26 protein-coding genes are annotated in these 23,380 nt (G+C 69.2%); 11 read left to right on the top strand and 15 right to left on the bottom strand.

Annotated features, from left to right (window positions below; genetic code table 11):
• Nucleotides 1-100: 100 nt before the first annotated feature.
• From OHA25_RS15990 to OHA25_RS15970, 5 genes are all read left to right on the top strand, one after another.
• Nucleotides 101-796 (top strand): response regulator transcription factor, encoded by a 696-nt coding sequence (locus OHA25_RS15990; RefSeq protein ID WP_327588353.1) that lies wholly within the window; start codon nt 101-103, stop codon nt 794-796.
• 10 nt (nt 797-806) lie between these two features.
• Nucleotides 807-1,943, top strand: coding sequence for a sensor histidine kinase (locus OHA25_RS15985; protein ID WP_327588352.1), 1,137 nt, complete (start codon nt 807-809; stop codon nt 1,941-1,943).
• A 299-nt stretch (nt 1,944-2,242) separates the two neighbouring features.
• Nucleotides 2,243-3,223 carry an RNA-guided endonuclease InsQ/TnpB family protein gene (locus OHA25_RS15980; protein WP_327588351.1) on the top strand — a complete coding sequence of 327 codons (981 nt, stop codon included), beginning with the start codon at nt 2,243-2,245 and terminating at the stop codon, nt 3,221-3,223.
• A 200-nt stretch (nt 3,224-3,423) separates the two neighbouring features.
• Nucleotides 3,424-4,242: an SDR family oxidoreductase gene (locus OHA25_RS15975; RefSeq protein ID WP_327586450.1), complete on the top strand. Its 819-nt coding sequence runs from the start codon at nt 3,424-3,426 to the stop codon at nt 4,240-4,242.
• Between the two features lie 29 nt (nt 4,243-4,271).
• The gene (locus OHA25_RS15970) at nt 4,272-4,949 is read left to right on the top strand and encodes a carboxymuconolactone decarboxylase family protein (RefSeq protein WP_327588350.1); all 678 of its coding nucleotides are present in this window, start codon (nt 4,272-4,274) and stop codon (nt 4,947-4,949) included.
• 6 nt (nt 4,950-4,955) lie between these two features.
• On the opposite strand, the gene OHA25_RS15965 is transcribed toward OHA25_RS15970, so the two are convergent.
• The 4 genes from OHA25_RS15965 to OHA25_RS15950 all read right to left on the bottom strand — a co-directional run bounded on the left by OHA25_RS15965 (nt 4,956) and on the right by OHA25_RS15950 (nt 10,053).
• Nucleotides 4,956-6,680, bottom strand: coding sequence for a glycoside hydrolase family 13 protein (locus OHA25_RS15965; RefSeq protein ID WP_327588349.1), 1,725 nt, complete (start codon nt 6,678-6,680; stop codon nt 4,956-4,958).
• A gap of 50 nt (nt 6,681-6,730) precedes the next feature.
• Nucleotides 6,731-7,657 carry a carbohydrate ABC transporter permease gene (locus OHA25_RS15960; RefSeq protein ID WP_305922825.1) on the bottom strand — a complete coding sequence of 309 codons (927 nt, stop codon included), beginning with the start codon at nt 7,655-7,657 and terminating at the stop codon, nt 6,731-6,733.
• Nucleotides 7,654-8,637, bottom strand: a complete 984-nt coding sequence (locus tag OHA25_RS15955; RefSeq protein ID WP_305922824.1) for a carbohydrate ABC transporter permease — start codon at nt 8,635-8,637, stop codon at nt 7,654-7,656. Before OHA25_RS15955 ends, OHA25_RS15960 begins: the two co-directional genes overlap by 4 nt.
• Before the next feature lie 93 nt (nt 8,638-8,730).
• Nucleotides 8,731-10,053 carry an ABC transporter substrate-binding protein gene (locus OHA25_RS15950; protein WP_327588348.1) on the bottom strand — a complete coding sequence of 441 codons (1,323 nt, stop codon included), beginning with the start codon at nt 10,051-10,053 and terminating at the stop codon, nt 8,731-8,733.
• Nucleotides 10,054-10,270: 217 nt separating this feature from the next.
• Between OHA25_RS15950 and OHA25_RS15945 the strand changes: the two genes are divergently transcribed.
• Nucleotides 10,271-11,296, top strand: a complete 1,026-nt coding sequence (locus OHA25_RS15945; protein ID WP_327588347.1) for a LacI family DNA-binding transcriptional regulator — start codon at nt 10,271-10,273, stop codon at nt 11,294-11,296.
• 8 nt (nt 11,297-11,304) lie between these two features.
• Here OHA25_RS15945 and OHA25_RS15940 read toward each other — a convergent pair whose 3' ends face one another.
• Both OHA25_RS15940 and OHA25_RS15935 read right to left on the bottom strand, forming a co-directional pair.
• Nucleotides 11,305-12,090, bottom strand: a complete 786-nt coding sequence (locus OHA25_RS15940; RefSeq protein ID WP_327588346.1) for a maleylpyruvate isomerase family mycothiol-dependent enzyme — start codon at nt 12,088-12,090, stop codon at nt 11,305-11,307.
• Between the two features lie 47 nt (nt 12,091-12,137).
• Entirely contained in the window at nt 12,138-13,133 is a 996-nt protein-coding gene (locus OHA25_RS15935; protein WP_327588345.1) for an MBL fold metallo-hydrolase, read from the bottom strand.
• Between the two features lie 75 nt (nt 13,134-13,208).
• On the opposite strand from OHA25_RS15935, the gene OHA25_RS15930 reads away from it, so the two are divergent.
• Together OHA25_RS15930 and OHA25_RS15925 are read left to right on the top strand one after the other, a co-directional pair.
• Entirely contained in the window at nt 13,209-13,880 is a 672-nt protein-coding gene (locus OHA25_RS15930) for a TetR/AcrR family transcriptional regulator (RefSeq protein ID WP_327588344.1), read from the top strand.
• Nucleotides 13,881-13,921: 41 nt separating this feature from the next.
• On the top strand, nt 13,922-14,839 hold the full coding sequence (locus OHA25_RS15925) for an endonuclease/exonuclease/phosphatase family protein (protein ID WP_327588343.1): 918 nt from the start codon (nt 13,922-13,924) through the stop codon (nt 14,837-14,839).
• Between the two features lie 127 nt (nt 14,840-14,966).
• Here OHA25_RS15925 and OHA25_RS15920 read toward each other — a convergent pair whose 3' ends face one another.
• From OHA25_RS15920 to rpmG, 7 genes are all read right to left on the bottom strand, one after another.
• Entirely contained in the window at nt 14,967-17,150 is a 2,184-nt protein-coding gene (locus tag OHA25_RS15920) for a xanthine dehydrogenase family protein molybdopterin-binding subunit (protein ID WP_327588342.1), read from the bottom strand.
• Entirely contained in the window at nt 17,147-18,127 is a 981-nt protein-coding gene (locus tag OHA25_RS15915) for an FAD binding domain-containing protein (RefSeq protein WP_327588341.1), read from the bottom strand. Before OHA25_RS15915 ends, OHA25_RS15920 begins: the two co-directional genes overlap by 4 nt.
• Complete coding sequence (locus OHA25_RS15910) at nt 18,127-18,627, bottom strand: (2Fe-2S)-binding protein (protein ID WP_442942188.1); 501 nt, start codon at nt 18,625-18,627, stop codon at nt 18,127-18,129. Before OHA25_RS15910 ends, OHA25_RS15915 begins: the two co-directional genes overlap by 1 nt.
• A 316-nt stretch (nt 18,628-18,943) precedes the next feature.
• Entirely contained in the window at nt 18,944-19,111 is a 168-nt protein-coding gene (gene rpmF, locus OHA25_RS15905; RefSeq protein ID WP_327588340.1) for a 50S ribosomal protein L32, read from the bottom strand.
• A 2-nt stretch (nt 19,112-19,113) separates the two neighbouring features.
• Nucleotides 19,114-19,413, bottom strand: coding sequence for a 30S ribosomal protein S14 (gene rpsN / locus OHA25_RS15900; protein WP_327588339.1), 300 nt, complete (start codon nt 19,411-19,413; stop codon nt 19,114-19,116).
• Nucleotides 19,413-19,649 carry a 50S ribosomal protein L28 gene (gene rpmB / locus OHA25_RS15895; RefSeq protein ID WP_327588338.1) on the bottom strand — a complete coding sequence of 79 codons (237 nt, stop codon included), beginning with the start codon at nt 19,647-19,649 and terminating at the stop codon, nt 19,413-19,415. Before rpmB ends, rpsN begins: the two co-directional genes overlap by 1 nt.
• Before the next feature lie 19 nt (nt 19,650-19,668).
• Entirely contained in the window at nt 19,669-19,833 is a 165-nt protein-coding gene (gene rpmG, locus OHA25_RS15890) for a 50S ribosomal protein L33 (protein ID WP_327588337.1), read from the bottom strand.
• Nucleotides 19,834-19,906: 73 nt separating this feature from the next.
• On the opposite strand from rpmG, the gene OHA25_RS15885 reads away from it, so the two are divergent.
• From OHA25_RS15885 to OHA25_RS15875, 3 genes are all read left to right on the top strand, one after another.
• A complete protein-coding gene (locus OHA25_RS15885) occupies nt 19,907-21,049 on the top strand; it encodes a CobW family GTP-binding protein (RefSeq protein ID WP_327588336.1) in 1,143 nt (380 codons plus the stop codon).
• Nucleotides 21,046-21,273 (top strand): 30S ribosomal protein S18, encoded by a 228-nt coding sequence (gene rpsR, locus OHA25_RS15880; RefSeq protein ID WP_327588335.1) that lies wholly within the window; start codon nt 21,046-21,048, stop codon nt 21,271-21,273. The genes OHA25_RS15885 and rpsR overlap by 4 nt, the downstream gene beginning before the upstream one ends.
• A gap of 90 nt (nt 21,274-21,363) precedes the next feature.
• Nucleotides 21,364-22,089: a class I SAM-dependent methyltransferase gene (locus OHA25_RS15875; RefSeq protein WP_327588334.1), complete on the top strand. Its 726-nt coding sequence runs from the start codon at nt 21,364-21,366 to the stop codon at nt 22,087-22,089.
• A gap of 19 nt (nt 22,090-22,108) precedes the next feature.
• On the opposite strand, the gene OHA25_RS15870 is transcribed toward OHA25_RS15875, so the two are convergent.
• Nucleotides 22,109-22,351: a TrmO family methyltransferase domain-containing protein gene (locus OHA25_RS15870; RefSeq protein WP_327588333.1), complete on the bottom strand. Its 243-nt coding sequence runs from the start codon at nt 22,349-22,351 to the stop codon at nt 22,109-22,111.
• Nucleotides 22,352-22,378: 27 nt separating this feature from the next.
• Complete coding sequence (locus OHA25_RS15865; RefSeq protein ID WP_327588332.1) at nt 22,379-23,326, bottom strand: helix-turn-helix domain-containing protein; 948 nt, start codon at nt 23,324-23,326, stop codon at nt 22,379-22,381.
• Nucleotides 23,327-23,380: the final 54 nt, after the last annotated feature.

The raw sequence follows: 23,380 nt of genomic DNA, 5'->3' as shown, positions 1-23,380 counted from the left end.
CCCTGCAGGTCATGCCTGCAGTCAAGGCAGCGCGGCGTTGTCAGCACGTATGAGGTTTTCGATATGCCGACGATATGCTCCGGCTCGTAACCTCGAGAGTATGCGTGTGTTGGTCGTCGAGGACGAGCCCTATTTGGCAGAAGCCATCCGCGATGGCCTACGGCTGGAAGCGATCGCCGCCGACCTCGCCGGTGACGGTGACACCGCTCTGGAACTGCTGAGCATCAACGCCTACGACATCGCCGTCCTCGACCGCGATATCCCCGGCCCCTCCGGCGACGAGATCGCCAAACGCATCGTCGCCTCCGGCAGCGGCATGCCCATCCTCATGCTCACCGCTGCCGACCGGCTCGACGACAAGGCCTCCGGGTTCGAACTCGGCGCCGACGACTACCTCACCAAGCCCTTCGCACTCCGGGAGCTCGTGCTCCGTCTCAGAGCACTCGACCGCAGGCGCGCCCACAACAGACCACCCGTGCGAGAGATCGCAGGCCTGCGTCTGGATCCGTTCCGCCGCGAGGTCTACCGCGAGGGCCGCTACGTCGCGCTCACCCGCAAACAGTTCGCCGTGCTCGAAGTCCTCGTCGCCGCCGAAGGCGGTGTGATCAGCGCCGAAGAACTCTTGGAGCGAGCGTGGGACGAGAACGCCGACCCCTTCACCAACGCCGTGCGCATCACTGTCTCGGCACTGCGCAAACGGCTCGGCGAACCCGGGATCATCGCCACCGTGGCCGGCGTCGGCTACCGCATCGACACAGCACCCGGCACCGGACGTGAGGGAGTGAGCCGTGGATAGGACGCCTGGTTTGAGCGTTCGCCTCAAACTTACTCTCAGCTATGCCGGGTTCGTCATGCTTGCAGGAGCCTTGCTGCTCGCGACGGTGTGGTTGTTCCTTCTGCGTTATGTGCCCGACGGTCCGATCCGGGCCCTCGGTCCTTTTGTTCCCAACCAATCCGACCTCCTGAGCGCTTTCGCTCCGCGGGCAGCCGCAGTTTGGGCGTTCCTGCTGGTGTTCGGTCTCGTGGGAGGGTGGATTCTCGCCGGCCGCATGCTCACCCCTCTGACTCACATCACACAGGCCACACGCATGGCCGCGAACGGATCACTCTCCCACCGAATCCGGCTACAGGGCCCCAGAGATGAGTTCCGCGAACTCGCCGACGCCTTCGACACCATGCTCATGCGGCTCGAAGCTCACGTCACCGAACAGCAGAGATTCGCAGCCAACGCCTCCCACGAACTGCGCACCCCACTGGCGATCTCGCAGACACTTCTCGACGTGGCCCGCAACGATCTGAACCGCGACACCGGCGAACTCCTCGACCGCCTCCACACCGTCAACACCCGAGCGATCAACCTCACTGAAGCATTGCTCCTGCTCAGCCGCGCCGACAAACGGTCCTTCACCCGACTACACGTCGACCTGTCCCTCATCGCGGAAGAAGCCACCGAAACGCTCCTCCCCCTCGCGGAAAAACGCGGCCTCACCATCGAGACCTCCGGCGACGTGACCCCCACCATCGGCTCACACGAGCTCCTGCTGCAGATGACGACGAACCTCGTGCACAACGCGATCGTTCACAACCTGCCTGAACAGGGCACCGTGTGGGTCACGACCAGCGTTCAACCCAAGGCGGTGGTGCTCACTGTCGAGAACACCGGCGAGAAGCTCGCCCCACAATTGGTTTCCACGCTTGTCGAGCCGTTTCAGCGCGGCACCAAACGCATACGCACCGACCACGCCGGTGTCGGACTCGGCCTGGCAATCGTCAAAAGCATCGCCCAAGCACACGACGGAACCCTCACCCTCACTCCCCGCCCCGCCGGCGGGCTCCGCGTCACGGTGCGACTACCCGCGTACCACCCCTCCAGATCGCGGAGCGGGTCATGGCCATCGTCGTTCCCGAACAGAGCCCGTGCGGCATCGCCTCCGTCAAGGTGACTGATGTGCCCCGGGCCTCGATCAGTCATCCGACAGAGGCGACCGATAGAACCATCTTCCTAGGGTTTCGGCCATGACCAAACGACCTGAGCCCTACTCGGCGACCGTGATGGCGATCCTAGCCGCCGCCTTCTGCACCTGGGCACTGCTGACCCTCCCCATCCAAGGTGCCATCATCCTCGTGGTCGCCAGCGTGCTGGGCTGGAGCGGGTGGATCGCCTTCAGCTACACCCGCCCGGTGAAGTCCAGGAAAGTGATCGCCATCTACGTTCAAGAGCCGATTGCGCTCCCGGATGGCCGTGGACGTCCCCCAGGCGCGGGACCTGAACATCACCCGGATCAACCGGCGGTGGGGCGCGGTCACCATCCCCAAACTCGGCCGGGTCCGCTTCCGGTGGACCAAAGACCTGCCCGGGGTCACGAAGGGCGGCCCGGACGGCAAGATCACCGGGGCGCGATTAGTGAAGGAGGCAGGCGGGTGGCACATCGTGTTCCGCACCCAGACCATGCAGGCACCCCAGGCCCCGCACCAGGGGCCGCACACCGCGATCGACCGGGGCATCGCCGTACCGCTCGCGCTGGCCACCGGGGAGAAGATCTTCCACCGTGACCAGTGGCTGACCGGCGGGGAGCAGGAGCGGCTGCTCCGTCTGGAACGCAAAGCCGCCCGCCAGAAACGAGCGGCGAAACCCGGACAGCCTGCCAGTAACCGGCTGAAGCACACCTACGGCCAGATCGCCCGCCTGCGCGCCAAAGCCAAGCGCCGGGCCATCGACTGGCAGCACCAGACCACCGCTAAGCTCACCGACCGGTTCGGCGTCATCGTGCTCGACGACCTCAAGGTCACGAACATGATGGCGAGCGCCTCCGGCACCCCCGAACAGCCGGGCAGGAACGTCGCCCAAAAACGCGGCCTGAACCGGGCCATCGCCGAGCAGGCGTGGGGACGCACCGCCGAGTTCCTCACCTACAAGGCCACCGACAAGGGTGGCAAGGTCGTCTACATCCCGGCGCCGGGCACCAGCCAGGAATGCCACGCCTGCCACACGATCACCGAAGGCTCCCGCCAGAGTCAGTCCCGGTTCGTGTGCAACAACACCGCATGCGGGTGGATCGGCAACGCCGACGTCAACGCCGCCCGCACCCAGTTGTATCGGTACCACTCAGCCGCCGGACGGGCGGTCACCGGACGTGGAGGCCCTGCCGTATTGGGGCTGGTGAAGCGTCAAGCACCTCATGGCGGGCCCACCCGCACCACCCCGCACGGGGTGGCGGCGTAGCGGCCATGAGGATCCTCCCCATTCATGGGCAGGAGCACGTCACCTAACCAGCCGGTGGGAGCCTCGCAAGACTTCAGCCACCATGACTGATTCGGCCGGAACCGGCGGGCCGTACGATCGTGATCAGTCTGGACGCCCACCGGAATGGGCGACCGAGCTGATGCGCGCCTCCTACTGACCTGGACCCGGAAGGACCACTCATGTCGAAAACCGTCCTGGTGACCGGTGCTTCCACTGGAATCGGGCGGGCCACCGCCCTGCTGCTGGCCCGCGAGGGCTTCACCGTCTACGCCGGAGTCCGCAAGGAGGCCGACGGCCAGGCCCTCGGCCCGACCGTCACCCCGATCACGCTGGACGTCACCGACCCCGGCCAGATCGCCGAGGCGGTCAGGACGATCGGCCGCCTGGACGCCCTGGTCAACAACGCCGGCATCGGCGTCACCGGCCCCCTGGAATTCGTCTCCCTGGACGCGCTGCGCCTGCAGTACGAGGTCAACGTCTTCGGCCAGATGGCCGTCACCCAGGCCATGCTGCCGAAGCTGCGCGCCTCGAAAGGCCGCGTCGTCACCGTCGGCTCGGTCGGCAGCTGGATCACCCTGCCCTTCGGCGGCCCGCTGTGCTCCTCCAAACACGCCATCCGCTCCCTCAACGACGCGCTGCGCATGGAGGTCAAGCCCTGGGGCATCCGCGCGGTCCTCATCGAACCCGGCTCCATCCACACCGCCGCCGTCGACAAGCTCGAAGGCGAGGTCGAACCCCGCCTGGCCGCCATCGGCGAGGAAGGCAGACGCCTGTACGGCGCCGCCTACCAGACCATGGTCACCAGCGGCCTGAAGGAGGAACGCTCCGGCTCCAGCCCCGACGTGGTCGCCCGCGCCGTCCTGCACGCCCTGACCGCCCGCAAGCCGCGTTCCCGCTACCCGGTCGGCAAGAAATCACGGCTGATGAGCACGCTCGGCCGCATCCTCCCCCAATACACCCTCGACGCCCTGCGGCTGCGCGCACTGGGCCTGTCCTGACCCTCGACCTGTCCTGAACGGAGCACCCCATGACCCAGCTCGCCGGAGCCGACGCCCTCGTCGCGCTCGACCCCGTCTTCGCCCAGCTCGCGGTCGGCGCGGGCCACAACCTGTGGGGCCTGACCCACCTGACCATGCGCGAGAAGGCCTTCGTCTGCCTGACCGCCGACCTGTGCCACCCGCATCTGGATCTGCCCCTGGCCATGCACGTCCAGATGGCCCTGTCCAACGGCGTCGACCCCGAGGCCATCAGGGAGCTCTACCGCCACCTGGCCCCCTACGTGGGCTATCCCATCCTCGTCCCAGCCTTCCAGCGCCTGACCGAACTCGGCCTGCCCCCGGCGCAGGACACCGACCCGATCAAGCCGGTGCCGCTGACCGGAGCGCTGGCCCGCGCCATCCACGGTCTCGAGGCCGTGGACCCGGGGCTGGCCGCCTTCACCGAGGACCAGCTGGCCCAACGCTGGGCCCGCCCGCACCTCAGCATCCGCGAGCGAGCCATCGCCTGCCTGACCGTGGACGTCTTCTACCAGACGCTGGGCCAGTCGATGCGCCTGCACGCCGCCTTGGCGCAGGCGGACGGGGCCACCGAGGAAACGTTCCGCGACCTCATCCGCGGCCTGGCCGAGTTCGGGCTCGCCCGGGCTTGGACCGCCGCGGAGGCCCTGCTTCCTCAGCGGGGCTCTGGCACGGATAACGCGACATGAACGTCGTCAACACCGGCGGTAGACCCGGGACTCGTACGGGCGCAGCCGCCATGAGGTGGGCACGCCCGGATAGTTCATGAGCAGGAGCTCGGCCTCCAGCCAGGCGAGAGCGCCGGGCAGCGATCCGGCGTTGGCCTCCGCACCGGTGAGGTTCGTCACGACCAGCACCTCGGTCCCCTCATGGCGGCGCAGGAAGGCGTAAACCTGCTCGTGCGACGGCAGCAACAGGGTGAAATCTCCCCTGGAGACGGCCGGCTCCTCGTGCCGCAGCGCGATGAGCCCGCGGTAGTGGGACAGCACGGAATCCGGGTCGTCCTGCTGCCGTGCGACGTTCACCTCGGCGTGATCGGGGTGAACGCTCAGCCATAGGGTGCCGGTGCTGAACCCGGCGTTCGGCGAGGCGTCCCATTGCATCGGCGTGCGGGCGTTGTCCCGGCTCATCCGGCGCAAGGTCTGCAGAACCGTCTCGGGATCCTCGCCGCGTTCCACCCGATCGCGGTAGTGGTTGAGCGACTCGATGTCGCGGAACTCGCTCGCCTCGCGCCAGGGGTAGTTCGTCATGCCGAGCTCGTCCCCCTGGAAGATGAAGGGCGTGCCGCGGTGCAGGTGCAGCATCGTGGCGAGCGCCTTGGCCGAGGGGACGCGCAGCTCATCCGCAGCACCGAACCTCGACACCAGCCGCGGCTGGTCGTGGTTGCCGAGATAGAGGGTGTTCCACCCGGTGCCGGCCAGCCCCTCCTGCCACCGGCTGAGGGATGCCTTGAGGTCCGCCGGGCGCAGCGGGAGCAGGTCGAACTTCCCTCCCGGCCCCTGGTCCACCTGGACATGTTCGAACTGGAAGACCATGTCGAGGCGCGGCGAGTGGCGATCGGTGATCGCGCGGGCCTGCTCCAGCGTGATGTTCGGCATCTCGCCGACGGTCAGCACGTGATCGCCGCGGCCGGCGAACACCTCCTGGCGCATCTCCTGGAGGAACTCGTCCAGGCGCGGACCGCAGAGGTAGAACGGGCCGCCGTCGCCGAAGTCCTCGCCCGGGATCGGCGGGCCGTCGGGCAGCTGGACGTCCTTGGAGATCATGTTGATGACGTCCATCCGGAAGCCGTCGACACCGCGGTCGAGCCACCAGCGCATCATCTGGTGGACGGCCTGGCGGACCTGGGGGTTCTCCCAGTTGAGATCGGGCTGGCGGCGCGAGAAGAGGTGCAGGTAGTACTCCTGCGTGTCCTCGTCGAACTCCCAGGCCGAACCGGAGAAGGCCGACCGCCAGTTGTTCGGTTCGGAGCCGGGCTTGCCGGGGACCTTCCCGGGCAGTGCCGGACGCCACCAGTACCAGTCGCGGTAGGGGCTGGAGGTGTCCGATCGGGAGGCTTTGAACCACGGGTGCTCGTCAGAGGTGTGGTTGACGACGAGGTCGATGATCAGCTTGATGCCTCTGGCGTGCAGCGCGGCGAGCAGTTCGTCGAAGTCCGCGAGCGTTCCGAAGAGCGGGTCGATGCCCTGGTAGTCGCTGACGTCGTAGCCGCCGTCGTCCTGGGGGGAGGGGTAGATCGGGGACAGCCAGACGACGTCGATGCCCAGATGGCTCAGGTAGTCCACCTTACTCAGCAAGCCTCGCAGGTCGCCGATTCCGTCACCGTCGGAGTCGGCGAAGCTGCGCACATAGACCTGGTAGACGACGGCCGAGGTCCACCAGGGCTCCTCGTGCGGCCGGGCAGCGGGTGGTGTGGGCATAAGGATCTTTCTCTCAGGTCGCGGGAAGGAGCTGCGGGTACGGCGGAATGTCAGCCTTTGACGGACCCGGCGGTGAGGCCGCGGACGAAGAAGCGCTGCAGGGCGAGGAAGAACAGGATGGGCACCACCATCGAGATGAAGCCGCCGGCGGTGACCAGTTGCCAGCCCTGGCCCTGCTGACCCATGAGCGATTTGACCGCGATCGTGATCGGCTCGTTCTCGCCCGGCCCGATGAAGACGAGGGCGATGAGCAGGTCGTTCCAGACCCACAGGAACTGGAAGATCGCGAACGACGCGAGCGCCGGCACGCACATGGGCATGATGAGCCGCCAGAACATGGTGAAGTGGCTGGCGCCGTCGATCCTGGCCGATTCGAGCACCGCCTGCGGCAGCGTCGCCATGTAGTTGCGCAGGATGTAGATCGCCAGTGACATGCCGAAGCCGATGTGCGCCAGCCACGCGGCCGGGAACGTCCCGTTGATGCCGAAGTCTCCGTAGAGCTGCAGGACCGGCACCAGCGCCACGTAGTTCGGCACGACGAGCAGGCTGACGATCACGATGAAGAGCGTGTTGCGCCCGGGGAACCTCATGAACGCGAACGCGTACGCCGCGAACGCCGCGATGAGCAGCGGGATGAACGTCGCCGGCAGCGCGATCGCGAAGCTGTTCACGAACGCCTGGTCGAGGTTCGCCTGCGCGATGACCTCGCTGTAAGCCTGGGTCGTGAGGCGGCCCAGTGACGCGGGGTCGGTGAAGATCGTCCACCAGCCGAGCGCGTTGGCGTCGTCCTTGGTGCGGAACGACGTGATCAGCAGCCCCAGCGTCGGGATCACCCACAGGGTGCAGACGAAGATCACGGTGGCCTTGGCCACCGGGGTGGCTTCTCCCTGGTGGCGCGTCCGGCGGCGCGGGGCGGTCTGCCGGTGGGCGGGGGACGAGCCCGCGGAACGGGTCTCGGGTCGTTCGGTGATGCTCATCGCCCGGCCTCCTCGGTACGGAACTGGCGCACCTGGTAGATCATGATCGGGATGATGGCGATCATCAGCATGACCACGATCGCGGCCGCGTGGCCGTTGTTGAAGTTCGTGAAGAGCTCGTTGAAGAACTGCACGCCGATGACGTTGGTGTCGAAGTCGCCGTTCGTCATGACGTAGACGATGTCGAACAGCTTCATGACGCCGATCGTCACCGTGACGAAGACCGTGATGATGGTCCCGCGGATCTGCGGAACGATCACCTTGAAGAAGATCTGGCGTTCCCTCGCCCCGTCGATCCTGGCCGCCTCCAGCGTGTCGGCCGGCACGCCCTTGATGGCGGCCGAGAGCAGGACCATGGAGAAGCCGACCTGGGCCCACAGCAGCATCACCATGAGCTCGAGGCTGTTGAACTTGAAGTCGGTGATCTGCAGCCAGTTGACCGGGTCGAACCCGAGGGCGGTGACGATCGCGTTCTGCACGCCGATCTGCGGCTCTCCGGGCGGGTTCGTCGCGTAGACGAAGCGCCAGATGGTCCCGGCGCCGACCGCGGAGATCGCCATGGGCATGAAGATGGCCGTCTTGGCCAGCTTCTCCGCGCGCGGCCTGAGCCGGTCGGACAAGACGGCGATGCCGAGCCCCAGCGCGATGGTCACGGCGGGCACGATGACGATCCACAGGAGCGTGTTGACCAGGGTGGAGCGGAAGCCGGCCGACCCGAGCAGCGAGGTGTAGTTGTCGAGCCCGACGTAGGCGGTGCTGTCGGCGTTGGCGAAGCTGAAGTGGATCGTCTGGATCGCCGGGTAGATCAGGTAGAGGCTGATCGCGAGGAAGGCCGGGCCGATGTAGACGTACGGCTTGAGGCGGTCCTCCCACTTGCCGGGCAGCAGCCCCACCAGCCGGTTGAGCACCCAGAACAGGACCAGGGCGCCACCCACTCCGGCGAGGACGGCGAGGACGGCATTGATCGTCTTGATCAGCATGACGCTGCTCCTTTCCCGGGCGTACCCGTTGCGCCTGAGGGACGGTGCGCGCGGCTGCGTCCGCCGCGCGCACCGCGGGGGTCCGTCATGCCGTCAGCTCGCCGGCCAGCTGTCGTCGATCGCCTTGAGTGCCTGGTCGAGGCTCTGCTGGTTGCTGATCCACCCCGTCATGCCCTTCCAGAAGCTGCCGGAGCCGACGGCTCCGGGCATCGCGTCGGAGCCGTCGAAGGCGATGCCGGTCGACTGGTAGGCGATCTTCGCGATGTTCTGGATCGTCTGGGTGGGATAGCTGGCGACGTCGAAGTCCTTGTGGGGTGACAGCCACGCGCCGGTCTTGGCGCCGGCCGCGCCGAAGTCCTTGGTGCTCATGTACTGCAGGAGCTTCTTGGCGGACTCGTTGTCCTTGCTGAACAGGCCGGCCAGGTCGCCGCCGCCTTCGACGGGGTTGTCGCCGCCGGCGGTGGCGGGCGGGAAGCCGAAGACGCCGACGCGGTTGTCGATGTCAGTCACCACGTCGTCGGGGAAGAAGCCCTTGGCGGCGACGAAGTTGCCCTGCTTGTACATGAAGCAGCCGGGCGGGTTGCGGAACATGGGGTTGCCGGCCGTGCCGAAGTTGTTGCTGGCGATGGACTTGCGGCCGCCCAGGACGTTGCCCTCGGTGAAGGCGATCTTCTCGAAGGTGCCGGCGGCCTGGCGGACCAGCGGCGAGTCGAACTTGATCTTGTGGTTGATCCAGTCGTCGTACTTGGCGGTGCCGCCGTACTTCAGCACCAGCTCCTCCATCCAGTCCGTCGCCGGCCAGCCGGTGGCGGGCCCGGACTCGATGCCGAGGCACCAGGGGGTCTTGCCCTCCGCGCGGATCTTGTCGGTGAGCGCCAGCAGCTCGGGGATGGACGTCGGAATCTCGTACCCGGCGGACTCGAAGGCCTGCTTGGGATAGAAGACCAGGCTCTTGACGTTCATGCTGGCCATGAGCCCGTAGAGCTTGCCGTCCTTGCTGCCGGCCTCCAGCGTCCCGGGCGTCATGCTGCTCTTCAGCGTCGGCATGTCGAGGACGTCGTCGAGCGGGGCGAGCCGGCCCTTGGCCGCGAGGTCCTTCATGATGCCGGGCTGCGGGAACAGCGCGATGTCCGGCAGGTTGTTGCCCTGGACGCGGGTGACGATGAGCTGGTTGAAGTTGTCCGACGGGGACCACTTGATCGTGATGCCCTGCTCTTTTGCGTACGGATCCAGCGACATCTTCAGCGCGTTCAGGCCGTCGCCCGTCATGCCGGTCATGATTTCCACGGTCTTGCTGGTGTTCCCCGTGCCGGCTCCGCTGGTCGCCTTCGAGCCTCCGTCGCTCAGGCAGCCGCTCGACAGCAGCGCGAGAGCGGTCAACGGCGCGAGCGTTTGGATCAGTTTGGTCCGTCGCATCTGTGACTCCCTTGAAATTCGCGCGGGGGCCGGCAGGCGCCCCGGCGTTCCCCGGTGGAGGAGCCTGACAGCAGGGAGACAGGCCCGCCAACGAGAAATTGACGCGAGTCAAAGATAGGTATGATTCCCTGGAACGCTGAACTGGTCAGCCGGTAACATTTACGTAACATGTGGTAACCCATGGTTCCTGTCCCCCGACCCCCAGGACACTTCACGCATGGTCACCAGAGCTGATGTCGCTCGCCTCGCCGGTGTCTCGACCGGCACCGTCTCGCATGTGCTCACCGGGGCGCGGTCGATCCGCCCGGAGACCCGCCGCAAGGTGCTCGACGCCATGGAGCAGCTCGGCTACACCCCCAACGCCATGGCGAGCGCCCTGGCCGGAGGGCGCAGCCGCATCATCGCGATCGTCTTCCCCTCCCAGCCGCGGACGATCGTCGGCTCCGACCTGGAATACGTCCTGGCCGCCACCGACGCCGCTCGCGCGCGGGGCTTCCACGTCGTCCTCTGGACGACCGGGCAGGACGACATGGACGAGCTGCGCCAGCTGGCTCGAGCCGGGCTCATCCAGGGGTTTCTGCTGATGCAGGTCACCCTCACCGACAAACGCGTGGATTTCCTCAAACAGGCCGGCATCCCCGTCGGGCTGATCGGCCGCACCAGCGAGCCCGGCCACATCCCCTACGTCGACGCCGACTTCGATCAGATCGCGCGCGTCGCGGTCGAGCATCTCGCCGGTCTCGGACACCGGACCATCGGCCTGCTCAATGCCCCGTACGAGGAGGGCGTACGAGGGATCGGAGCAGCCGTGCGCTTCGCCGACGCCGTCCGGCGATCCTGCGCCGACCTCGCGGTCGACTGCACCGTCATCACCAGCGAGCACACGGTCGGCGCAGGCCGGGCGGCGCTCCGCGAACTCCTGGACGACGCGCCGCACATGACGGCCGTCATCGGCTACAACTGGGAGGCCACTCTCGGCGCGATGCACGAGGCACGCGACCTCGACCGGCCGATCCCCGAACGGCTGTCCTTCATCATGTGCTCCAACGGCGAGCCTGAGTCGACCGACCCGGAGCTGACGACGGCGACCCCACCCGCGACGGAGATCGCCAGCGCCGCCGTCGAGGCGCTCATCGACCATCTGGCCGCCCCCAACGCCCAACCGGCCCAGCGGCTGCTTCCCGGCGTGCTCGTCGAGCGGCAGAGCACCGCGCCCGCCAGAGAGCAGGTCGCGGAAGCCTGACTGTCGGATCAGTAGCCGGGGAAGACCTTCCGCAACAGGTCGAGGTCGGCGGCGCCCGTGGCGACGACGCCCTCAGGGGTGTGCGACGGCCCGAGCCGCCCCGCCACGAGCCGCAGCCACGCCTCGGCGGGCAGCGTGAGCGTGCCGTCGGGTGCGTCAGGGACGTCGAAGTCCACGCTGATCCGATCCTGCAGGCGGAGCGCGAAGACCGACGCGGGCTCGGTCGTGGTGACCACGACCACTGCGTGCGCATCCCCAGACGGCTTGCCGATCCAGCCGATCAGGTCGGGTTCTCCGTGCAGGAGCTGCTCGGCGGTGCCGGCGGTCAGCGTCGCGCGCTCATCGAAGCCGGCGCGTACGTCCCACGAGTGCAGCGCCAGCTCGCTGAGCCGCAGCCGGACCGCGGTCGCCAGGTCTGCCGGTGCGGGAAGGAAGCCCATGTCGATGCGCAGGTTCTCGCGGGCGGACGCGTCCAGCGACTCATAGAGCGCGGCCAGGGCCTCGTCGGCCCGGAGGAACCCGTCGGCGCGCTGCCTGCGCGTCATGCCGTTCCAGGTCTGCCAGATGCTCTCCATCTCGTCGCGGCCGGGCCTCGGCCCGTCGCCGAGGGCGGCCAGGACGGTGGCCCGCGTGATCTCGGCTCCGCTGCCCAGGTGGCTGAGCACCTGCGAGATGTCCCATTCGGCCGCGCCTGACGGCCGGGCCAGCGCGGCCTCGTCGAACGTGCGTACCAGTGCGGCCAGGCGGTCGTGCTCGCTGCGCACCGCGGCGATCACCGGGTCGGGGCTGCTCATGTGTTCTCCGGTTCTGGTTGCGACGCTTGAGGCTATCCGATGGCACGTCATGAGTGCGGTGCGGGCGTCGCCGCCGAGCCCGTGCTCGCGGCCCAGCCGCCCCCGGCGCTGTCGTAGAAGGCGCGGGCGGCGAAGCCGATCCACTCGGGCCGCTCCCAGGTGGCCCAGCGGACACGGGCCTCCTTGTCGATCGTCGCCGCCGTCTCGTCGGCGGAGGCGCCGGCCGCCCGCAGCCGCGCGGCCTCCCCGCGCACGTGGTCGAGGTAGTCGCGAACGTCGCGGATCAGCGAGGTGCCGGCCACTTCGCCGTGGCCGGGCACGACGATCTCGGCGTCGAGGGCGATCAGCTCGTCGAGCACGCCGATCCAGCGCCCGCCGTCCACGTCCACGTCGTAGGGCGGGAAGTACGGCGCGATCGGGAAGATACGCGTCTCGAACAGGTCGCCGCCGAACAGCACCTGGTCGTCGATCAGGATGACCTGGTCGGAGCCCGTGTGCGCCGGCCCGACGGCACGCAGTGCCGCCCTGCGTCCACCCAGGTCGATCTCGGCCTCGCCCTCGTAGACCAGGTCGGGATCGACGAGTTCGACGTCCTGGAGTTCGGCCGCGACGGCGGGGCTCAGGTCCTTGAACAGGTCGATGTAGGCGGCGCCCTTGCGGTGCAGCTCCGCGCGCTGGGAGGCGTTGTAGACGATCGTCGCGGCGCCCTTGAACGCCTGCGCCCCGAACCCGTGCTCGGGGTGGAAGTGCGTGACGGTCAAGTACAGGTGCCGCTCGCCGGCCAGGCGCCGGGCCTGCTCCAGGACGTACGCGCCGTTGCGGGGGCCGATGCCGGTGTCGATGACCAGCGCGGCGTGCTCACCCACGACGATGCCGACATTCGGGACGAGCTCGACCCGCTTGTCGGAGATGACGTACACGCCGTCGGACACCTCGACGGGCTCGCCTCGCACGATCGGCGGCGGGCTCATCCGTACGTCGGGGACGTCACTCTGGCCGGTCAACGGGGCGTCCGGGGTCAGCGGCGAATCGGTGGGGCACATAAGCCGGCTCCAATCTGAACAGTGTTGAGATCCCTTTGAGCGTAGCAGGGATCTGAGCGGTGTTAAGATCGAGTGGTGGCTAAAGGGCGATATCACCACGGCGACCTGCACAGCGCGCTGCTGGACGCCGCCGAGGCACTCGTACGCGAGCGCGGGACCGATGGCTGGTCCCTGCGGGAGGCCTCGGCGCAGGTCGGCGTCAGCCCCAGCGCCGCCTACCACCACTTCGCCTCACGCGACGCGCTGGTCCGCGCCCTGTCCGAGCGGACGCTCGCCTGGCTCGGGGAACATCTGAGACAGGAGTGCGAGCAGGCGCCGGACCAGCGGAACGACCCGCAGCAGCGCCTGATCGCCCTGGGTCGCGGCTATGTGAGCTGGGCTCTCGAAGACCCGGCCGTCGCCCGGCTCGTCCTGCGCGGCCGCGCCACCGGCCCGCATGCGTCCATCTCCACCCACCCGCACGACGTGCTCACCGCGGAGCTCGACCGGCTCGCGGAGGCCGGCGCCCTGCCCGCCTCCGCGCGCCCGGGAGCCGAGTTCGTGCTTTGGGCGGCGATCCACGGACTGGCCGTGCTGCTCGCCGACGGCCTGGTCCACATCGAGGGCTCCCGAGCGGTTGATCTTCAGACTGAGCGCGTGGTCCGCTCCGCGCTCAACGGCCTGGCCCAGGAAACGTCCCCCGCGGCGGGCTGGCCGGCTGCACACTCGGCCCACACCGAACGCCTGGCTCGCACCGGCATCGAGTGATCGGTGATGCCGGGCGGGCGGAAGCCTGCGAAGATCGCGCTGTGCCGATCTTCCGTGTCGTCCTGCTCGCACTCGCGGCGCTGGCCGCCACCGTCCTGGCCTTCCCCCGGGTCGTTCCGAATGGGATCGGCCACCTCGGCAGCCTGGTCGAGACGTTCCTGCCGTGGCTCGTGCTGATCGTTCCCGTGCTGCTCGCCCTGGCCTGGTGGCGGCGCTCCGCGGTGAGCGCGCTGGCCGCACTGCTGCCGGCCATCGCGTGGCTTGCCCAGTTCGGCGGGTACGTGCTGCCTCAAGAGGAGCAGCCCCATCACCTGGCCGCGGTGCAGCACAACGTCAGTGACGAGAACACCGACCCCGCCGGCACAGCACGCAAGCTCGTCGCGACCCGGCCGGACCTGATCGGCCTGGAGGAGCTCGTACCCGCAACCCTGCCCACCTGGGACGCCGCACTGCGCGCCGACTACCCATATCGGACCGTGCAGGGCACGGTCGGCCTCTGGTCCCGCCACCCCCTCGCCGAGGCGGCCCCGGTGGACATCCGTCCGCAGGACGTCGGCCCTGACTGGAACCGCGGGCTGCGGGCGGTCGCCCGCACGCCGCACGGCGACATCGCGATCTACGTAGCTCACCTGCCCTCGGTGCGCATCGGTCTGGACGGATTCGACTCCGTACGCCGGGACGAGAGCGCCCGCCGGCTGGGCGCGTTGCTGGCCGCCGAGCCCGTTGATCGCATGCTTCTGCTCTGCGACCTCAACAGCACCGCCGACGACCGTGGGTTGCGCCCGGTCCTCTCGCTGATGGCCGCCCCACCTCGCGATTTCGCCTTCAGCTGGCCGGCCCGGGCCCCGCTGGCACGCATCGACCAGATCCTGACCCGCGCGATGACGGTGACCGAGCTCCGATCGCTCCCCAGGACGGGCAGCGACCACCTACCGATCGCCGCCCACATTCGCCTCTGATCCGGAATGTGGTGCCGGGCCTTTGTCGAACGGTGCACTAACGTCGCAGCGGTGAACTCCTCCTTGCCGCGGTATCGCCCGGCGAGCGGGTGTGTGCCTTTCGCCCCGGTGCGTTGTATCCCGGTGTTCACAGCAGAGCCTCAGCGGTGATGGGGAGCTCACGGACCCGGCGGCCGGTGGCGTGGAAGACGGCGTTGGCGATGGCGGGCGCCACCCCGATATGCACCACCTCGCCGAGGCCCTTGACGCCGAGGGGGTCGGCCTCGCGGTCCTCGCCGTCGAGAAAGATCGCCCGCAGGTCGGAGACGTCGGCGTTGACCGGGACGAGGTAGTCGGCGAGGTTGTTGTTGACGATCCTGCCGTCGCGGTGGTCGGTGACGGTGTGCTCCAGCAGGGCCATGCCGATGCCGCCCACCATGCCACCGTGCGCCTGGCTGTCGGCGAGCTTGGGGCTGATGATCCGCCCCACGTCGTAGACGCCGAGCATCCGCCGGACGCGGACCAGGCCGAGGCGGTGGTCCACGGCGACCTCGGCGAACGTGGCGCCGTAGGCGTACGTGGAAAACCGGGGCTCCCCGGGGGTGAAGGCGCCGAGCGTTTCGAGGCGGGTGCGGTTGTTGCGGGCCAGGAGCTGCTGGTACGTCTCCCCGCGCGCCGGGTCGTTCTTGACGTGCAGCCGCCCGTCGCCGACCGCGATGTCGCCGGCGTCGACGCCGTGCAGCGGCGATCGCTCGTCGCCGACGGCCAGCTCGATCGCCTGGCGCCGCAGCTTGTCGCAGCCGTCCTGGACGGCGGAGCCGACGCTCGCCGTGGTCTGCGAGCCGCCGTGCGCCGGGGTCGTCGGCATGGTGGAGTCGCCGAGCCGGACATCCACGGCGCTGGCGGGCAGTCCGAGGGCGTCGGCGGCGACCTGGGTCATGGAGGTGTACGTGCCGGGGCCCATGTCGCTGGTCGCCGCCTCGACCCGCGCAACGCCACGTGCGTCGAGCAGGACCCGGGCCTGGGCTGGGTTGCGCAGGGTGCCGTGGGCGGCGGCGGCCATGCCCATGCCGATCAGCCAGTCGCCGTCGCGGGTGGAGCGGGGTTTGGGGGCGCGCCGGTCCCATCCGAACGCGCGGGCGCCGACGGTGTAGCACTCGCGCAGCCGCCGGGTGGAGAAAGGCATCCCGTTCGACTCGTCCTTGGCGGGTTCGTTGCGCCGGCGCAGCTCGATCGGGTCGATGCCGAGCTCGTGGGCGAGTTCGTCCAACGCCGACTCGATGACGTAGGCCGCTGTGGCGTGACCCGGGCCGCGCATGTACAGCGGAGTGTTCACATCCAGCGGCACGGTCCGGTAGGACTGGCGGACGTGGGGCATGGTGTAGAGCGCCTGCCCCGCCGCCAGGACGTTCTCCCGGAAGTTCTCGTACGACGAGGTCTCCGCCGTGATGTCGTGGACCATCGCGGTCAGCCGACCGCGCCGGTCGCTGCCCAGGCGCAGGTGATACTGGTACGCGGGCCGGTGACCCGTTCCGGCGTACAACTGCTTGCGGGTGAGGACGAGCTTGACCGGACGGCCTGCCTCGCGCGCGGCGAGGGCCGCGATGGTGACGTGCGGCCAGGCCCGCAGGCCGCTGCCGAACGCCGCGCCCACGAACGGCGAGATGACCCGCACCGCGTCCTGCTCGATGCCGAACACGGCGGCGAGTTCCCTCTGCGTGCCGACGACCCACTGGGTCTTGTCCCACACCGTGAGCCGGTCGCCGTCCCAGCGGGCGATGGTCGCGTGCGGCTCCACCGCGTTGTGGTGGTTGCGGGCGGTGCGGTACGTCATTTCCAGCCGCACCGCGGCGGACTCCACGGCCTGGTCGGCGTCGCCGCGCGCGTAGGTCACGGGCTCGTGCGCGTGGGCGCCGGTCAGGTCCGTTGCCGGCTTCTCGGCGTCGTAGCGGACCTCGACCAGGCTCGCGCCGTGCTGAGCCGCCTGCGGCGTCGTGGCCACCACGACCGCGACCGGCTGCCCGTGGAAGAGGACCTTGTCGTCTTGGAAGACGTGCAGCCGCTCGCCGCCTTCCGGGTTGTTCGAACTCGGATTGGGCCTGTAGGCCAGCTTGGGCGCGTTGAGGTGGCTGATCACCGTCAGGATGCCGGGGTGGGCGAGGGCGGCGCGGGTGTCGATGCCGGTCATGCGTCCGCGGCCGACGGTGCTGCCGACGATGGCGGCGTGTACGACCCCTTCGGTGGGGTGGTCGGCGGCGTACTTCGCTTGTCCGGTCACTTTCAGGCGCCCGTCCACCCGGGACAGCGGCGCCCCGACGGCATGCCGGCTCATGGGGCGTTTCCCACGATGCGCAGCTGGCGTTCGACGGTGCGCTTGAGCAGCTCGATTTTGAACGTGTTGTGTTTGAGCGGGCGAGCTCCGTCGGCCGCCTGCTCGGCCGCTTCGGCCCACAGCGCCTCCGACGGCCGTTCGCCGATGAGGCGACGTTCAACGGCGGGCAGCTTCCACGGCACGGTGCCGACGCCTCCGGCGGCCACTTTCGCCTCCCGGATGACACCGCCGCGCACGTGCAGGGCGACCGCCGCCGAGGTCAGCGCGAACTGATACGACTGCCGGTCGGCCACCTTCAAGTAGCCGGAGCCGAGCGGGCGTGGAAGGGCCGGAATCTCGACAGCGGTGACCAACTCGCCTGGCCGCACGGCCTGTTCCCGCTGGGGTGTGCCGTCCGGCGGCAGCAGGAAGTCGGCGAGGGCGACGCTGCGCTGCCCGTCCGGGCCCTGCAGGTGGACGCTCGCCTCCAGCGCCGCGAACGCCACGGCGACGTCCGAGGGGTGGGTGGCCACGCAGTGATCGGAGGCACCGAGGATCGCGTGCGTACGGTTGAATCCGCCCAGCGCCGCACACCCCGAGCCCGGCTCCCGCTTGTTGCAGGCCGCCGTCACGTCGCGGAAGTACGTGCACCGGGTGCGCTGCATGAGGTTGCCGCCGACGGTGGCCATGTTGCGCAGCTGGGCGGAGGCGCTCAGCTCCAGTGCCTGCGAGATGACGGGGAAGGTGGCGCGCACTTTGGGGTGGGCGGCGGCCTCGGCCATCCGTACGAGTGCGCCGATGCGCAGGCCCCCGCGCGCGGTGGCGGAGACCTCGCGCAGGGGAAGGGCGCTGATGTCGACCAGCGTGGAGGGACGCTCGACACCCTCGCGCATCAGGTCGACCAGCGTGGTGCCGCCCGCGAGGTAGCGGCCGCCACGGCGCCCGGCGGCGAGCGCGCCGGCGACGTCGGAGACCTTGACGTAGGAGAAGGGATGCATCAGGCCCTCCTGGCCGCCTGCTCAACCGCTCTGACGATCTTCACGTAGCAGCCGCAGCGGCAGATGTTGCCGCTCATCCACTCCCGGATCTCTTCGGGGGAGCCGGTGTGGCCCTCTCGGATGCAGCCGATGCCGGACATGATCTGGCCGGGGGTGCAGTAGCCGCACTGGAAGGCGTCCTCGTCGATGAACGCCTGCTGCAGAGGGTGCAGCCGGCCGCCGTCGGCCAGGCCCTCGACGGTGGTGACCGCCGCGCCCTCCAGCCGCACCGCCAGCGTCAGGCAGGCGTTGACCCGCAGGCCGTCGACCAGCACCGTGCACGCCCCGCAGGCGCCGGCGTCGCAGCCCTTCTTGGTGCCCGTCAGCCCGAGCTGCTCGCGCAGCAGATCCAGCAGCGAGGTGCGGTTGTCGATCGTCGCGCTGTGCCTTTCACCGTTGACCACCAGCGAGACGCGACCGCTGGGCGGCGCCTCGGCCGGCTCGGTTCCGAGCGGAGACAGCCCCGGCACCAGATCGCACGCCACGGCCACACCGCCGAGAGTCGCCGCCGTCGCCGTCGCCGTCGCGATGAACGTACGCCGAGACCACCTCGACGCGGGCTCCACCTCGGACGGAACACGTGAGTCCGGGAGTTCGGAAGACATATCACCGCCTCGATTCGGCGAAGGACCGGCGTTCTCACACGTCGGCATGCCCCGGAGTCGCTACTCACCAAACCCGCCTGTTAACGCTGTGTGTTCAAGCGCATGGGCATCGCGCAACTCCGGGCTGGACAAGACCAGCCCGGAGTTGCCGGCACCCGGTGACCGAATCATCTCAATCGACGCTGATCAATCCCCGCTGGTAGGCGCGGACGAGCGGCCGGGGCACGCGTAGTTCCCGGCCGTTCACGATGATCGGCACCAGGTCGGGCGCGGTGGCCTTCCACTGGCTGCGGCGGTGCCGGGTGTTGCTGCGCGACGTCTTGCGCTTGGGTACGGCCACGGCTACCAGCTCGCCTTCGTGATGCCGGGCAGTTCCCCGCGATGGGCCATCTCGCGGAAGCGCACGCGGGACAGGCCGAACTTGGTGAGGTGCCCGCGAGGGCGGCCGTCGACGGAGTCGCGGTTGCGGACGCGGGTGGCGCTGGCGTCGCGGGGCTGGCGGGCGAGCTCGCGCATGGCCTGGTCCCGTTCCTGCGGGGTGCCGGCCCGGATGATCTCCTTCAGCGCGGCCCGCCGTTCCGCGTAGCGCTGGACCACGGCCTTGCGCCGCTCGTTGGCGGCGATCTTGCTCTTCTTGGCCATCAGACCTTCTCTCCTCGGGCCCGGATCCGGGCGACGGCCTGCTCGATGCCGATCTTGTCGATGGTCTTGATCGCGCGGGCGCTGACCGTGAGCTGCACGAAGCGGTCCTCGCTGGGCAGCCAGTAGCGGCGGCGCTGGATGTTGGGGTTCCAGCGCCGCCGGGTGCGGCGGTGGGAGTGGGAGACGTTGTTGCCGAAGACCGGTTTGACGCCGGTGAGCTGGCAGTGTGCGGACATCAGATCCTTCCGCCCATCTTCATCGCTCTTCCCGGAAGAGCACGTGCCGGCGGATGGTCGGGTCGTACTTGCGCAGGGTGAGCCTGTCGGGGTCGTTTCTGCGGTTCTTTCTGGTCACGTAGGTGTAGCCGGTGCCTGCCGTGGATCGGAGTTTGATCACAGGGCGGAGCTCGTTTCTGGCCACAGCGGTTCCTTTCTGCTTGCGGCGATGTGCCATGATAACGACAACGATTTTCATCACCGCAACTGGAGGCTCAGTGCCCACCCCCGTCGTCCTGGTGTCGGGACTGCACGGCGCGGCCCGTACCGCCGCGGTCGAGCGGCTGCTGGCCGACCATCCGGGATCCATCGCCATCCACCACGATCTGCGCGAGATCGTCCAGGACCGCGTCCACCGCAGCGTCCGCGACGCCACAGGTCCGCTGGAAACCGCCGAGGTTCGTCTCGCCCACGGCTGCATCACCTGCACCGTCCGCGAGGACCTGCTCCCCCGGCTCGTCGCCCTGGCGCCCCGCTCGAGCCTGCTGATCGTGGACCTGTGGGATTCAGTGGAACCGCGCTCAGTGGCCGAGGCCGTCGACTGCTACGAAGCCCATGACCTGCTGCGGCTCACCGCCGTTCTGACCGCACTGGACGCCGCGGCCATGCCCGGCGACATCACCCGCGGCGAACCTCTCAGCGAAGCGGGCAAGCCCGCGGCCGCCGGGGACCAGCGTTACCTGGCCGAGGTCCTGGCCAGGCAGCTGGAGTACGCCACCGGCCTGGTGCTGCATGGCGGCGACGAAGACGACCAAGACCTGTCGCGCCGGGTGCTCGCCCACCTCGCCCCCGTCAGCCCGATCCACACGCTCCACACCCTGCCGCTGGTGACCGGTGCCGCCGTGTGCACCGCGGAACTGGCCGAACGAGTCGATCCCGCCACCGCGCAGCTGCCCTGCGACGCCCAGACGGACGAGATCGTCACCACGGTGTGGCGCAGCCGCCGCCCGCTGCACCCCGGCCGCTTCTTCGAGGCCGTGGACGAGCTGGTGGTCGAGTCGGTACGCTCACGCGGCCGTTTCTGGCTGGCCACCCAGCCGGACCACCTGCTGGCCTGGGACGCCGTGGCCGGGATCGTCTCGGCCGAGAACGCCGGCCCCTGGCTCGCCGCGCTGCCGGAGGCCGCCTGGGACCTGGTCTCCCCCGCCCGCCGGCTGGCCGCGACCCTCGATTGGGACCCCGTGCGCGGTGACCGCGTCCAGCACCTGGTCTTCACCGGCCCCGACCTCGACGTCGGCCGCTTCCACGCACTGCTCGACTCCTGCCTGCTCACCGAGGCGGAGGAGAGCGTCGGCCCCGAGGCCTGGACCGGTTACGACGACCCGTTCGCCGCCATCCTCACCCTCAGGGAGAACGCGTGAAGAAGCCCCACGCCCCGCGCCGCAAACCCAACCCGCTCCTGCCCGCCGACCGCATCGACTACAAGGACACCAACCTGCTGCGCAAGTTCGTCTCCGACCGGGGCAAGATCCGCAGCCGCCGCGTCACCGGTGTCACCGTGCAGCAGCAACGCCGGATCGCCAAGGCCATCAAGACCGCTCGCGAGATGGCCCTGCTCCCCTGCTCCTCCCGTCCCAGCGCATGAACCGGCGGCCCTGCGCCCTTCGCCCTTGACGATCAGGCCACATATCGCAAAATAGTAATGATTATCGATTTGTCGACATGAGGGGTGCGAGTGGCGGACGAATACGAACAATCAGCGGAGTTCATCGACGTGATGATCGCGCCGTCCTGGGAAGGGACGAGTCCGGCGCTCGCTGAGGCGCTCCGCGGCGTGTCAGGCCCGATCGTGGACGTGGGCGCCGGAGGAGGGCACGGCACGCGGGTGATCGCCGCGGCGGTGGCCGATGCCGAGATCCTGGCCGTCGAGCCGTCACCGGGGTTGCGATCGGTCCTGCTGGCCCGGGTGAGCGAGTCCGCGGAGCTGCGCGACCGGGTGACCGTGCTGCCGGAGGGGCTGCTGGAGGCCGAACTGCCGGACCGGCTCGGCGCCGTCGTCGCCATGAGCGTCATCGGCCACTTCGACCCGGCCGGCCGACGGCAGATCTGGGCGCTCCTCGCCGAGCGGCTGCTCCCCGGCGGCCAGGCGGTGCTGAACCTCCTGCCGCCCACGCAGGCCATGGCGGTGCCGGACTCGAGATTCACCGACGTCCGCCTCGGACGGCGCAGATACGAAGGATGGGGCCGCGCCGAGCCCGCCGGACCGGACCGGCTCACCTGGCACATGACGTACCGGACCTACCACGACGACCGGCTCGTCGGCGAGCTGCAGGTGGACTACGCCTGGTGGGTGCTGGACGGGCAGCGGCTCAAGGAGGAGCTGAGCGAGCACGGCCTCGTGGCGTCCCGCACCGGTCCGGAGGAACTCGGCATGTATGTCATCGACAGAGGAGGCGCGTGATGTACGAGGTGGTCGTCGTCTAGCGCGTTGCATCCAGGACCGGTTTCACGTCAACGATCGGGGTGCCGTCGATGGCCTCGAGATCGGTTACCCGCACCCGAAGCCCATCGATCGCGAGCACCCGAACTCGATGCAGACCGATGGGATTGGGCCGGTCGGAGGAACGCGTACTGAAGACACCGGTCAGCGGGTTCCGCAGATCATCACGCGGATGTACGGCCAGCACGGACCGGTCGGCGAGGTGCAGCCACGTGAGGTCCACCCGATGCGCCAGCCGAGGACCCCCGCCTCACGCCCGGAACGTGCGGCGGTAGGCGTCCGGCGGTACGCCGATCGTGCGGTGGAAGTGGCGGCGCAGTGTCGTCGCGGTGCCCATGCCCGCGGCCGAGGCGATGGTGTCGACGCTGTCGTCCGTGGTCTCCAGCAGCTCCTGCGCGCGGCGGATCCGCTGCGTCAGCAGCCACTGCAGCGGGGTGGTGCCGGTTGCCGAGCGGAAGTGGCGGGCCAGGTGGCGCGAGCTCATGTTCGCCTGGCGGGCCAGGTCCTCCACGGTGAGCGGCTGGTCCAGCCGCCGCATCACCCAGGTGAGCAGCTCGGCCAGGGGATGACCGTCCTGGGCGGGCACCGGTGTGGACACGAACTGGGCCTGGCCGCCGGCCCGGTGGGGCGGCACGACCAGGCGGCGGGCGACCACGTTGGCGATCGCCGAGCCGTGGTCGCGGCGGACCAGATGCAGGCACAGGTCCATGGCCGCGGCCTTGCCCGCGGAGGTGAGCACGCTGCCGTTGTCGACGTAGAGCACGTCCGGGTCGACCTCCACCCGGGGGTAGCGCGCGGCCAGCTCCTCGGTGTGGGCCCAGTGCGTGGTCGCGCGCAGCCCGTCCAGCAGGCCGGCGGCGGCGAGTACGAACGCGCCCGTGCACAGGGACACCACCCGCGCTCCCGACTCGTGGGCCGCGCGCACCGCCTCCACCAGGTCGGCCGGCGGGTCCTCGTCGACGTCCGCCAGGGCGGGAACGATCACGGTGTCGGCGTGCGCCAGCCAGTCGAGCCCGCAGTCCGGCTCCAGCAGGAACCGCCCGACCCGGACGGCGTGCGTGCCGCACACCCTGACGTCGTACCAGGGGCCTGGCACGGCGTCCGGGGCGGAGCCGAAGACCTCGGCGGCCAAGGCCAGCTCGAAGTGCAGCATCCCGTCGGTGGCGGCGACCGCGACGGAGCGCGGGAAAGAACTCATGTCGGAAATTGTACGGGTCATGTCGTTCCGGACGCTGGGCACCGATGGGCCAAC

Origin of the sequence: Nonomuraea sp. NBC_00507 (assembly GCF_036013525.1) — a bacterium.
GTDB lineage: Bacteria > Actinomycetota > Actinomycetes > Streptosporangiales > Streptosporangiaceae > Nonomuraea.
The sequence above is the reverse complement of the archived record's forward strand: the minus strand, read 5'-3'. Positions and strand labels throughout refer to the sequence as shown.